Annotated in this window: 2 protein-coding genes; both read left to right on the forward strand. The window is 69.6% G+C overall.

The features are described 5' to 3' along the window. Positions 1–306: 306 nt before the first annotated feature. Positions 307–1,449, forward strand: a complete 1,143-nt coding sequence (locus tag FW760_RS21515; RefSeq protein ID WP_043860338.1) for a substrate-binding domain-containing protein — start codon at positions 307–309, stop codon at positions 1,447–1,449. A gap of 205 nt (positions 1,450–1,654) precedes the next feature. Further along, positions 1,655–14,287: a filamentous haemagglutinin family protein gene (locus FW760_RS21520; RefSeq protein ID WP_446443939.1), complete on the forward strand. Its 12,633-nt coding sequence runs from the start codon at positions 1,655–1,657 to the stop codon at positions 14,285–14,287. The last annotated feature ends 2 nt before the right edge of the window (positions 14,288–14,289 follow it).

Here is a 14,289-nt window from a genome sequence, read left to right on the forward strand (position 1 = left end):
TGGGTTGCCGGGGAATCCGGGACCTCGAGGGGCCGCCCCATCGGTGGTGAAGCCATCGCGGGTCAAGCCCGCTCCCACACTGACCTGTGTGGGAGCGGGCTTGACCCGCGATGAGGCCACCCGAAACACCCGAGAAATTACCCGCCAAGCTCCCGATGTTTTTTCCTCTGACTGTCACCGCGCACTGCCAACCTAAGCCTCGTGGATCGGCCAGCAAGCCCTCTGGATCAAGGCGCTGCGCCACGCCACCGTGACATGCAAGCGCGACTCACCTCAACGTACGAACACGACGAAAGGAGCTTCTTCATGTTTAAGCGCACTATGATCGCAGCCTCGCTGGCTGTTGCCGCACTGGCTTCGGCTCAATCGATGGCAGCGGTTGTCGGTGGCGGTGCCACCCTGCCACAAGGCCTGTACACCACCCCAGGCGTACTGGGCGCCGGTTTCGACACCTACACCGGTGTTGGCAGCGGTAAAGGCAAGTCGGCTTTCCTGTTCAACCGTGCCGCCGATATCAACAAGCCCGCCGGTGTGACCGTCGATTTCGCAGGCAGCGACTCGATCCTTTCCGATGCGGAAATCAACACCTACAACCTGGACCACAACAGCGCCGGCAACGACGTCGCCAACAAGTGGGGCCCGCTGATCCAGGTTCCGTCGGCAGCCACCTCGGTCACCATCCCGTACAACCTCAAGCTGGCCAACGGCACTGCCGTCAACGACCTGAACCTGACCAGCGCCCAGCTGTGCGGGATCTTCTCGGGTTCGATCAGCAACTGGAACCAGATCGACGCCAGCTACCCGAACAAGGCCATCAAGGTGTTCTACCGCAGCGGCAGCAGCGGCACCTCCGAGATCTTCACCCGTCACCTGAACAGCCAGTGCCCGACCCAGTTCGGCGTCAGCAGCACCTTCACCACCGCTCAGGTCGGTGCAGAGCCTGCCACGTTCCAGGGTGTTGCCCTGAGCGGCGATATCGTGACCTCGGTGTACGGCACCGAAGACGCCATCGGCTATGTAGGCCCTGAAGACGTGGATGCCACCAACAACGCCAAGGTCGCCCGCGTCAACAACCTGCTGCCAACCGTCGGCAACGTGCAGACTGCACTGGCCAACGCCGCGCCGCCGGCCACCGCCGCCGCACGCGCGATTCCGCAGAACTGGGCCCCGGTGCTGGCCAACCCGGCCACCGGCTACTCCATCGTTGCCTACACCAACCTGATCTTCGGTCAGTGCTACAAGGACGCCGCAGACGGCACCGCCGTCGTCGCCTTCCTGAACCGTCATTACGGTGCCACCACCAACAACGATGCGGCCATCATCGCGCAGAAGCTGATCCCGTTGAGCCCAGCCTGGAAAAACGCCGTTCGCCTGCAGTTCGCCAACCAGTCCGGCGCACTGGGCGTGAACAACCTCAGCGTGTGCAACACCCAGGGCCGCCCGGCCTAAGCCGCGTCGACGCCTGTCGCTGTACCCCGTCGGTAACGGCTCGCGCCGTTACCGGCTTTTGCGTTTCAGAACGCCACCGATCACATGAACTTTGCGTGACAAAGGTTCGGTCTGCCGCCCGTGCAACCGCCTATGTCATAGGTCACCGGCCGCACCGGCGTGTGGCATCCCATTACCGCGATGGACCAGAAAAGGATTGATTGCAATGCGCCTTGGCACTGCTGCTTCGCCCTCCCACCGTACCCACCGTCAGGCCGATATGCCCCTGCTGCGGCTCAAGCCGCTGGCCCAGGTGATTGCGCTGCTGGCCCTGGCCGGCAGCGTGCAGGCGGCGCCTGCGGCGTTCAGTTCGGCCTGGTTCGCGGCCAAGGGCAGCGCGCCGCAGGCCGGCGGTACGGGCGGGCAGGGCGGTGCGGTGCAGTTGCCGGGGCTGCCACCGCCGCTGGCCCAGCAGCAGCGTGCCAATGCCCAGTTGCAGCGTTCGCTGCAAAACCTCAACAACACCGTGGCCGCCATCGCCGCGCAACAGGCTGCCCAGGCGGCCGGCCGCGCCGCCGCGCTGGCGGCGCCCTCGAGCATCCACAACGGCCTGGGCGGCAATGGCCTGAACCCGCTGCTCGATGCCAATGGCAAGCCGTTGTTCACCAACGCCGAGGCTCCGGTACAGACGCAGAAGGGCGGCACCACCCAGGTGACGATCAAGCAGACCGCCGACAAGGCGATTCTCAACTGGGAAACCTTCAACGTCGGCCGCGACACCCAGCTGACCTTCCAGCAGGACGCCAACTGGGCACTGCTCAACCGCGTCGGCAACAGCGTCGCGCCCAGCCAGATCCAGGGCACGATCAAGGCCGACGGTACGCTGATGATCGTCAACCGCAACGGCATCGTGTTCAGCGGCAGCAGCCAGATCAACGTGCGCAACCTGACGGCGGCCGCCGCCACCATCAGCGACCAGCAGTTCACCGAGCGCGGCCTGTACGTGGACAGCCTGGGCAGCCAGCCGACCTTCACCGATGCCGCCGGCAAGGTCATGGTCGAGCGCGGCGCGCTGATCCAGACCCACGCCCCGGCCAGCTCCACCCAGGGCGGTGGCTACACCCTGCTGCTGGGCCACGAGGTGGAGAACGCCGGCCAGTTGATCAACGCCAAGGGCCAGGCGACCCTGGCGGCGGGCGATACCTTCTACATCCGCAAGGGCGTCGGCACGGCGGGCAACCCGTACTCCACCACCCGCGGCAACGAGGTGGCCACCACGCTGAAGGCCGGCAGCACGGCCGGCACGGTGAGCAACAGCGGGCTGATCCAGGCCAGCCAGGGCGACATCACCCTGACCGGGCATCAGGTGCGCCAGCAGGGCGTGGCCGTGGCCACCAGCTCGATCGACAACCGCGGCACCATCCACCTGCTCAACGCGGCCAGCGACCGCACCGGCAACGTGACCCTGGCCGCCGGCAGCACCACTGCCATCGTCATCGACGCCAACCCCGGCAGCGCACTGGACAGCCAGCGCGAGGCGGTGCGCAAGGACCTGGGCGGGCAGGTCAACCAGCGTAACGGCGCGTTCGACAACCTCAGCGCGGTGGCCGATGACCGCAGCCTGTCGCGGGTCGAGATCGTCAGTGGCGGCACGGTGGACTTCCAGGGCGGCTCGCTGACCCTGGCCACCGGCGGCCAGGTGGCGGTGAGTGCCGGCCAGCGCAGCCTGCTGCGCGACGGCGCGGTGCTGGACGTGGCGGGCGCTGTCGGGGTCAAGCTGGCCATGGACAGCAACAGCATCAAGGTCAACATCCAGGGCAACGAGCAGCGCGACGCGGCGGGCAACCGCGACAGCGGCGCGCTCAACAGCACCGATGTGTGGGTCGACATCCGCGAGCTGGTGCACGTGGCCGCCGGCACCAACGGCTACGAGGGCGAGCGCTGGTACACCGCCGGCGGCCTGCTGGAAGTGGGCGGCTACCTCGGCACGCGCAGCCACGGGCTGGGCGAGTGGCTGGCCCAGGGCGGCACGGTGAGCTTCACCGGGGGCGACCTGGTGACCCAGGCCGGCTCGCTGGTCAACCTCTCGGGCGGCACGCTGGACGTGGCCACCGGCTACCTCAAGCAGACCTGGCTCAAGGGCGCCGACGGGCGCCTGTACAACCTCTCGCGTGCCCCTGGCGATGTGCTGTACCAGGGCGTGTACAAGGGCTACGAGCAGCACAGCGCACGCTGGGGCCAGACCCGCTACTTCTACAGCCCGCTGATCGCCCCGCGCGAGCGCCTGGAGAACGGCTACACCGTTGGCCGCGATGCCGGGCGGCTGGTGGTCGGCACCGCCAATGCGCAGCTGGGCGGTGAGATCCTGGGCGAAACCTTCAAGGGCGACCACCAGCTGCAGGCCCCCCAGGCCGGCCTCGACGGCTACCGGCAAAGCCAGCTGAGCCAGGCCCGCGGCGCGCAGCTGATCGTTGGCGACTACCGGCCCACCGCCACGGGCAGCGTGCTCAACGCCGGCGCGGGCAACCTGCACCAGGTGGTGATCGGCTCGCAGGTGCAGGGCGGCTCACTGACCCTCGACGCCCCGGTCGAGGCCGAGCGCGAAGGCGTCCTGCGCCTGGAGGCCGAGCGCCTGCGCGAGCTTGGCGGCCTGCACGTGGCCGCGTATGAGGGCATCCGCCTGGAGCAGGCGCTGAACCTGGCCGACGGCGCCGGCCTGAGCCTGCTGGCGCCACAGGTGCAGATAAACGCCGACCTGGTCAGCCACGGCGGCGACCTGCTGCTGGGCAACCTGCAACGCGGCTCGGACAGCCTGCGGGTCGGCAATGCCGGCCTGGCCGCGCGTATCGAGGTGGCCGACGGGGTTCGCGTGGAGGCCAGCGGCCGGCGCCAGGACGGCGTCAATGCCCAGCCCGCCGACCTGTCGGCCTGGCTGGACGGCGGTTCGCTGGCCCTGCGTGGCACCGGCGACATTCGCCTGGGCCAGGGCAGTGTGCTGAGTGTGGAAAGCGGCGCGGCGCGCACCCCCGACGGCAGCTGGCGCGGGGGTGCCGGTGGCGACCTGAGCCTGGCCAGCCTGACCTCGGGCGGGGCCGGTGGGCAGTTGCTGCTGGGCGGCGAGCTGCGCGGGTACGGCACCACGGGTGCCGGCACGCTGGCCCTGCGCGGCGACAACGTGAGCATCGGCGCCGACACCCCGGCGGCCAGCCTGAACCTGGGTAGCGATTTCTTCGCCAAGGGCTTTGCCCGCTACGAGGTGGTGGGCAACCAGCGCCTGGAGGTGGCGGCCGACAGCCAGGTGCAGGTGACGCGGCCGGTGTATCGCCTGCGTGGCGATGCCCGTTCGGCGGCCGAGGCGCTGGAGCTGTGGACGCCACCGCAGTACCTGGAGAACGCCGCCAAGGGCGTCCTGACCCAGCGCGCCGGTGCCAGCCTGCTGCTGCAGGCGGGCAGCGAGTTGGACCAGTTGGCCCAGCAGGTGGCGTCACGCTGGCTGCAGGTAGCCAGCGGCAGCCGTATCCAGGTCGATGACGGGCAGTCCATCACGTTGCGCAGCCCCGGTGGCCTGCAGGTTGACGGCAGCCTGGTGGCACACGGCGGGCAGATCACCCTGGCTGACACTGTTGTGCAGGAGGCCTTGACCAGTGCGGTGCGGTTCGAGCCACATCAACGGGCGATCCGGGTCGGCGCCGGGGCGCTGCTCGACGTATCGGCCCGTGCCGTCACCGCCGTGGACGCGCGTGGCGAGCGCTATGGCGAACTGCGCCAGGGCGGCAGTATCGTCATCGGCAGCACCTTCGACCCCAACCTGGGTGGCGCGCTGGCCCCCGACCTGTTCGTGGTGGTCGAGCGCGGCGCTGTACTGGATGCGTCCGGCAGCCAGATGAGCGTCGATGTACCCGGGGTTGGCGCGACTCGGCTGGCCAGCCAGGGCGGCAGCATCAGCCTGAGTTCGATCAATGGCCTGTACGTGGACGGCGAGTTGCGTGCAGCGGCGGGTGGCGCTGGCGTGGCGGGCGGCAGCCTGACCCTTGCGCTGGAGAGCGGTACCTACCCGATCACCCCGGCCTATGCCGAGGCCATCCGCCAGCGCGAGCTGCGTATCAGCCCGCGCGGGGAAGCCTTCGCCAACCAGGCCGGTAAGCTGGAACATGGCCATGGCCACCTCAGCGTGGCCCAGGTGGCGCAGGGCGGGTTCGATGCACTGACGCTGTTCAGCCGCGGCGTGATCAGCTTTACCGACGACGTGACGCTGCAACCGGCGCGCAGCCTGCACCTGTATGCCGGTGCACTGGGGCTGGCCGAAGGGGCTCGCGCCGATACCCGGGTGCGCCTGTCGGCTGCGCATGTGCGTCTGGCCGGGTACACCAGCCTGCCGCCGGCCGGGCCGGGCCTCACCAACAATCAGATCGGTATCGCGCTTTCGTCGCAAGCCGATCAGGCCAGGCTGCAGGTGGATGCGGCGCTGATCGACGTACGCAATACCCTGAAGTTCGGCACGGGGGTGAGTGAAGCGCTGAGCATCGATCGACGCGGCTTCCATCAGGTCAGCCTGAACAGCAGCGGCGATCTGCGCCTGCTCAAGACACTGGGCGGTAACGACACGCGGCTGGTGGCGCCGGGCACGCTGACCCTGAGCGCGGCGCAGATCTACCCTGGCACCAATGCCGTGGCAGTGATCAAGGCCGAGCATGTGAAGATTGCGCGCAGCAGCGCGGCCACGCCTGCCCAGCCCTATTCGCTGTTTGGCGCGCTGTCGATACAGGCCGACACCATCGACCAGCAGGGCGTGCTGCGCGCGCCCCTCGGCGCCCTGGTACTGGGCACCGCCAGCACCCGCGAAGTGACCCTGCGCCCTGGCAGCCTGACTTCGGTCAGTGCCGCCGGCCTGGTGATGCCTTATGGCGGCACGGTAGATGGCCTGGTGTACAACTTCGCCGGCCAGTCGCTGAACAGCACGGTGCTGGGGCAGAGCCTGCCCAACGGCTGGCTCAACGTGACCCTGGGCGGTGGCAGCATCGCGGTCCAACCCGGTGCGGTAATCGACCTGTCCGGCGGTGGCGATGTGCGCGGCGCCGGCTTCATCTCCGGGCGCGGCGGCTCCACCGATGCCCGCTATCACCCGCTGGTGCGCAACAACCCCGATGGCAGCTTCAGCCTGCCGGGCCTGGCGAACAACCCGGTGTACGCCATCGTGCCCGGTGTGCAGGCCAGCGTGGCGCCCGAAGCGGTGGCGGGCGAGCCATCGGGTTCGATGCCGTTGGTGGGCCAGCAGATCACCCTGGACGCCGGGATCCCAGGCCTGCCCGCCGGCACCTACACCTTGCTGCCGGCCAGTTATGCGCTGTTGCCGGGGGCCTACCGTGTCGAGGTCAACGGCCAGGCCAGCGTCGGCGCGTCGCAGGCAGGTGCCACGGCGCTGCGCAATGGCTCGTGGGGCCTGACCGGCAAGCGCTCGATCGCCGGCAGCGGGCTGGGCGATGCCCTGTCGCAGCACCTGATACTGACCGGTGCCGACACCTTGCGTCGGTACTCGCAGTACAACGAAACCAGTTTCAGCCAGTTCCTGCTCAACGATGCCGCACGCCTGGGTATCCCGCGTGCCGCGCTGCCCATCGATGCCAAGGGCCTGACCCTGGACCTGGGCCATAACGACACCACGCGGCCCGGCTTCAGCATGCAGGGCGTGCTGTTGAACAAACCGGCGGACAAGGGCCACGGCAGCATCGCCACGGTGCTGTTCGGCGACACCCTGGTGATCCACGGCGACAACGCGCCCGCCACACCGGGTGCCGGCGAAACCGCCATTGCCGCGTCGCAGCTCAACGCCCTGGGTGCCAGCAGCCTGCGCATCGGCCACGCCGGGCAGCGGGTGTACGGGCAGGGTGGCAACCAGCTGCTGTTCGGTGATGCCAGGGGCACCAGCATCGTGCTCAAGGGTGGCGCGCACCTGAAGGCCGCCGAAGTGCTGATGGTTACCGGGCGCATCGCCGGCGCCATCAACATAGAGCAAGGCGCGAGCATCGATACGCTCGGGCAGGGCGCACCCGCCTACGACAGCCGCGACGGCTACCTCTACAACCCGCACAACAGCAGCCTGCTGATCGTGTCCAATGGCTGGGTCGACGTGCTGGCGCCGCAAGCGCCCAGCGGGACGATCACCGGGCCGGGCAGCATCCTGATCGGCGGCTGCCTGACGCGGTGCAGCGGCCAGACCGAGCTGTATTCCGAAGGCACCATTGCCGCCGCCACCAACAACCGCTTCAGCCTCGACGACCAGGTGCGCTTCGGCACCCGCAACCTGACCCTGGCGGTGGGCGCGATCAACGTCGGCAGTGCGCAAAGCCTGGCCGCTGCCGCTGCGGCGGGCTACCTGCCCAGCGGCCTGACCCTCAACCAGCAGGTGCTCGACCGCCTGCTGCAGGGCGATACCCGCCGTGGCGCGCCAGCCCTGGAAACCTTGACGCTGACCGTGCAGGACAGCCTCAACTTCTTCGGCACCACCGCGCTCGACACCCTCGACCCGGCGACCGGCAAGTCGCGCCTGAGCAACCTGGTGCTGGGCACCCCGGCGATCTACGGGCATGGCGCGGCCACTGACGTGGCCAGCATTCGTACCGGCAACCTGATCTGGAGTGGCGCCACCCAGGCCGCGCCGGCCCTGCTCGGCAACGGTGCCGGCACCGGCAGCGGGCGGCTGCAGATCGAAGCCCGGCGCATCGAACTGGGGTATGGCCCGCAGGCGCAGAGCAGCAGCCAGCCGGCGTTCGAGCGCCTGGCGCTGGGCTTCAGCGACGTGGCGCTGCTGGCCAGCGAACGCCTGACTGCCAACCACCGCGGCAGCCTGTCGGTGTATCAGTCACGCGGCGAGTATGTGACCGGCGAAGGCTACCGCTACAGCGGCGGCAACCTGCTGGTGCGCACCCCGCTGGTGACCGGTGAAGCCGGCTCGGTCAACCAGGTGCGCGTCGGCGGTGCCCTGCAGATGCTCGCGGGGGCGGCGCCGAGCACCGCCGACGCGCAGCTCAAGGCCGGGGCGCTGGGCGCCGAATGGTCGTTCAGCGCGCAGCGCATCGACCTCGACACCCGCGTGGCACTGCCCAGCGGCAAGCTGACCCTCGACAGCCAGGGCGACCTGCGCCTGGGCCAGGCGGCGCAACTGGACCTGGCCGGGCGCAAGGTCAGCCTCAACGACCTGGACAAGTACAGCTGGGGCGGCGACGTGATCCTGCGCAGCCAGCACGGCAACATCCACCAGGCGGCCGGCTCGAGCATCGACCTGCACGCCGAACACAACCAGGCCGGCAGCCTGGAGGTGGTGGCGCTGGACGCCAGTGCCGGCCAGGTCGACCTGCAAGGCCGCCTCCTGGGCGCAAGCTCCGGCCACTACGATGCCGGGGGCACCCAGGTGCCCTACGCGGGTGCGGGTTTCACCCTGCGTGCCCAGGGGCTGGCCGGTGACCTGAGCAGTGCCTTCGCCACGCTCAACCAGCGCCTGAACAACGGCGGCGTGCATGGCAGCCGGCGCTTCCAGTTCAAGCAGGGCGACCTGCAGATCGGCAACGGGGTGCGCGCCAACCAGGTGCAGGTGTCGCTGGACAACGGCCATCTGCGTGTCAACGGCCTGATCGATGCCAGCGGCGAGCGTGTCGGCAGCATTCGCCTGGCCGCCGGCAATGGCCTGACCCTGGCCCAGGGCGCGGTGCTCGATGCACATGGCAGCGTGCTGCGCGTGGACAGCTACGGCAAGATCATCGACAGCCCCAACCGGGCCACGGTGGAGCTGAATGCCGGTGCCGGGAAACTGACCCTGGCGCGTGGCGTGCGTATCGACCTGCGCCATGGCACCGACGCACCCCGCGGCGGCGCCGCCGGCCAGCACGATGGCCGCGAGCGCGGCACCCTGGCGCTGTATGCGCCGCGGCTGCGGGCCGACGACCCGACCCATGGCGACATCGCCATCGACGCCTCGCAGGCGCTGTCGATTCTTGGTGCGCAGCGCATCGACCTGTTCGCCATGGCGCGCGATCATGCGGCCCCGCAGGGCGTCGACCCGCATGTCAGCGGCAAGCCCTATGTCCAGATCGACCAGGCCTACCTCGACGCACGCCACGCGCAAAGCGTGCAGTTCATCGACAGCGCCCTGGCCAACACGGCGCTGGTCAACGGCAAGCTCGCCGGCCTGGTCAAGGGTTACGCCCAGCAGTTCCACCTGCGCCCGGGGCTTGAAGTGATCACCGACGGCGACCTGGTGGTCAGCGGCGACCTCGACCTGTCGCGCTACCGCTATGCCAGCCTCAACCCCAACGTGCACAAGACCGGCGCGGTGTACGGCTCGGGCGAGGCCGGCAGCCTGAGCCTGCGTGCCGGTGGCGACGTGGAGGTGCTGGGCAGCATCAACGACGGCTTCGCGCCGCCACCCGAGACCCAGGACGACGGCGGCTGGGTGCTGCTGGAAGGGCGCCTGGCCTATGGCGCCCAGGTGGTGGTGCCCAACGGCGGGGTCGAGCTGCACGAGGGCACCGGTTTTCTGGCCGGCCAGGTGCTCAACTACGACCTGCCGATACAGGCGCGCGTGCTGGCCTCGGGCGCTGTGCTGCCAGTGCGTGCAACCCTTTCGGCCGCGATCGAGCTGCCGGCTGGCACCGTGCTCTCGGCGGCGCTCTACAACGCCGACGGCAGCCAGGCACTGGCGGCGGGCACCCGCCTGGAGGCCCCGCTGCGCCTGGAAGCGGGCATGCAACTGGGCGCCGGCACGCGGCTGGTGGTCAACACGCCCGTCACGGCCATGACCTGGCCAAAAGGCGTGGCACTGCCGTCCGATCCGGGCCACCTGCTGAACGGTGGCGCCGATGACCTGGTGCTGCTGGCGGGCAATCTGGTGCTGCAACGCGGCGCGATCATTCCGCCGCGCACCGATGTCAAGCTGGGGGGCGTGGGCTCGGTGGCGCTGCGCAGCGAGGGCAAGGGCACCAACTGGGCGGTCGCCAGCATGCTGCCGGCCGGTTCGCAGTCGTGGAACCTGCGCGTGGTGGCCGGTGCCGATACCACGGCGGCCGACCCGCGCCTGGCCGACCCGAACGCCAGCGGGCGCCTGCGCCTGGCCGACCACCACGTGGGCATGCTGGCGGTAGGCGCCAGTGCCGGCTGGGTGTGGACCCAGGAAGGCATCGACGGGTTTGGTGTGGACGCCAAGCCCGGCGACCCGATCGACTTCGATGCCATCGGCTACCCCACGCTGTGCGACGAGTTCCCCACCTGGTGCGCCCGGGCACCGGCTGCCGGGGGCGGCCTGGTGTGGACCCAGGAAGGCATCGACGGCTTTGGCGTGGACGCCAGGCCCGGTGACCTGATCGATTTCGACGCCATCGGCTACCCCACGCTGTGCGACGAGTTCCCCACCTGGTGCGCCCGGGCACCGGCCGCCGGCGGTGGCCTGGCCTGGACCCAGGAAGGCATCGACGGGTTTGGCGCAGATGCCAGGCCGGGCGATCTGATCGACTTCGATGCGATTGGCTACCCCACCCTGTGCGATGAGTTCCCCACCTGGTGCGTGATGACCGCGCCGGGCAACACCGAGCACGACACGGTGCCCGGCGGCGCCTCGCGTTACAGCGTGCTGCGTACCGGTACCGGTGACCTGGACCTGATCGCCGCCGGCAACCTGGAGATGACCACGCTGTTCGGCGTGTACACCGCCGGTACGGCGACCCCGGTGCCCGCCGCCTATCAACTGGCACGCGGGCAGGCCAATGACGGGCAGGTGCTGCCGGAGTTTCTCGGCGGCTACGAGGCGCTGGTCGATGGCGGCGCGCAGAGCCTGTACCAGGCCTGGTACCCGGAGCAGGGCGGCAACCTGCTGTTGACGGTGGGGGGCAACCTGACGGGCAACTCCCTCAGCCGCGAATATGGCAGCCTGACCCGCCTGGCCTACCAGTTGCCCACTGCACAGGTCGGCAACTGGCTGTGGCGCCAGGGCAGTGGCAACGCGCTGGCGGCAGACGAGCAGATACCCACGGCCTGGTGGATCAACTTCGGCACCTATGTGCGCTACCAGCGCAACAGTGTGGTGGCCGGCTTCACCGGCTTCGGCACCCTGGGCGGGGGCAACCTCGATGTCACGGTGGGCGGGCAGGCCGGCACCCTCGATGTGATCGGCAATACCGCTGACCAGTACCGCACGCAGTGGGACGACAGCGCACGTACTCAGGCCCTGCAGCTGGCGGTGGGTAGCACCGGCCGCGTGGGCCGCGATGGCAGCCTGACGCTGGGCGGTGGCGGCGACCTGAACCTGAAGGTCGGCGGCGCCGTCAACCCGACCCAGGCGGCCCTGGGGCGTGGCGACAACGCCGATGTACTGGGCGTGGCCTCCCATGACCTGCAGGGTACCCTGGTCAACCTGCGCGGCAACCTGCAGGTGTCGGCAGCGGCCGTGGGCGGTATCGACCGTGCCTACGGCGCGCTCGGGATACAGCAGGACAGCCACGAAACCCGCGCCTACGACCCGTTCCAGGCCACCCTGGCCAGCGCCAAAGGCGGCCTGGTGGTGGTGCCCGGCGACGCCACGGTGCAACTGAGCACCCGGGGCGACCTGGTGCTGGGGGCGGCGGCCGACCCGGGCCGTGTGCCCACGCTCAACACCACGCCGTTCGGCACGGCGGCGGGGGGCGGCAACAGCTGGTTCAGCCTGTGGACGGCCAACACTGCCATCGACCTGTTCTCGGCGGGCGGTGACCTGACCCCCAGCACCCAGCTGATCGAATTGACCCAGCCGGTCAGCGGTGATGCGCTGTCCGGCCTGGATACCTCGCCCACCGACGGGCGCTTTGTCTACCCGTCGATCCTGCGTGCGGTGGCGGCCTCCGGCAACCTGTACTACGGGAACTCCGCGCAGTACCGGGAGAAGAACCGGCTGCAGGGCGCGAGTGGCTACTCATTGCTGCTGGCACCTTCGGCCAATGCCCAATTGCAGCTGGTGGCGCAGGGTTCGATCTACGCCGGTGGCTATGCGATCAACCAGTCCGGCGCCGCACCGTCGGCCCTGGCCACGCCGTTCAACCCGGGTTTCATCGGCAGCTACAACGGCCACAGCGTCAGCAACCAGAGGCCAGACGGGATTGCGGCAGACCTGGAAGCGGGTCGCTTCCCGCTGTTCGCCTTTGGCAGCACCAGCACCGCCAATGCCTACGGGCAGTTGCAGCCGGCGCGCATCTACGCCGTGAGCGGCGACCTGGTGGGGGTGCGCTCGGGCGAGGTCCTGAACTTCGGCAATGCGCGCAATGGGGCCGTCTGGTACGAGGGCGCCGCACCGGTGTGGATGATGGCGGGGCGCGACATCGTGTACAGCGGTACCGGCCTTGGCGAGACCACCTACGTGCCGGCGATGATGTCGGACATCGTCGGTGCGCTGGCGCTGTCCAGCGGCAACCTGTTCGTGCACAACCACGCCACCGATCATTCGCAGGTGGTGGCTGGGCGCGACATCCTGTTCAGTGGCCTGAACGTGGCCGGCCCCGGCACGCTCACCGTCAGTGCCGGGCGTGACCTGCGCCAGGAGGACCGCGCGGCCATCACCAGCCTGGGCGCCATCGTCACCGGCGACAACCGCCCCGGCGCAAGCCTGGTGTTGCAGGCCGGTGTGGGCGCCCAGGGGCCAGGGTATGCGCGCTTTGCCGAGCTGTACCTGAACCCGGCCAACCTTGCCGACAGCAACCAGAGCCTGGCGGCGCAGCCGGGCAAGGTGGCCAAGACCTACGCCGAGGAGTTGCGTCAATGGCTGGCCGAGCGCTACGCCTTCGAGGGCGATGCGGCCCAGGCGCGGGCGCGGTTCGCCAGCCTGCCGGCGACCGAGCAGGCGGTGTTTGCGCGCCAGGTGTACTTTGCCGAGCTGCGTGCCGGCGGCCTGGAGTACAACACCGTGGGTGGGCCGCGCCAGGGCAGCTACCTGCGCGGGCGCAATGCGATCGCGGCGCTGTTCCCCGAGCAGGACGTGGCCGGCAACCCGATCCGCTACGACGGCGACATCCTGATGTTCGGCGGGGCCGGGGTACGTACCCAGGTGGGGGGCGCGATCCAGATGCTCACCCCCGGTGGCCAGCAGGTGTTCGGCGTGGAGGGCGAGGCGCCGCCGGCCGGCGCCGGGGTGATCACCCAGGGCAACGGCGATATCCAGCTGTACGCGCGCGGCAGCATCCTGCTGGGGCAGAGCCGCATCATGACCACCTTTGGCGGGTCGATTCTGGGCTGGTCGGCCGAGGGCGACATCAACGCCGGGCGTGGTTCCAAGACCACGGTGGTCTACACCCCGCCGCGCCGGCTGTACGACACCTGGGGCAACAGCAGCCTGTCGCCCACGGTGCCGAGTACCGGTGCGGGTATCGCCACCCTGGCGCCGGTGGTGGAAGTGCCGCCAGGGGACATCGACCTGATTGCGCCGCTGGGCACCATCGATGCGGGGGAGGCGGGCATCCGGGTGTCGGGCAACGTCAACATTGCCGCGTTGCAGGTGGTGAACGCGGCCAACATCCAGGTGCAGGGTGATGCCAAGGGCATGCCGGTGGTGGCGGCGGTGAACACCGGCGCGATCTCGTCGGCGAGTGCGGCGGCGTCGTCGGCGACCCAGGCCGCCGAAGATGCGGTGCGCCAGCAGCAGGCCGCGGCCCGCCAGCGTCAGCCGTCGGTGATCACCGTGCAGGTGCTGGGGTTTGGTACCGAGCGCCTGGTGCCGGGCAAGGAGGGCGCGAGCCTGGGGCCGCAGTACAACCCGCAGAGCCCGGTGCAGGTGCTGGGGGCCGGGGCGCTGGATGAGCAGGCGCGGGGGCGGTTGACGGAGGAGGAGCGGGGGAATCTGGTGCTGTAGGG

It is taken from the genome of Pseudomonas sp. 1176_21, from assembly GCF_052850635.1.

Excerpts from the sequence above, each read along its gene's own strand:
- FW760_RS21515 (WP_043860338.1), top strand. The coding sequence starts at position 307 with ATGTTTAAGCGCACTATGATCGCAGCCTCGCTGGCTGTTGCCGCACTG.
- FW760_RS21520 (WP_446443939.1), top strand. The coding sequence starts at position 1,655 with ATGCGCCTTGGCACTGCTGCTTCGCCCTCCCACCGTACCCACCGTCAG.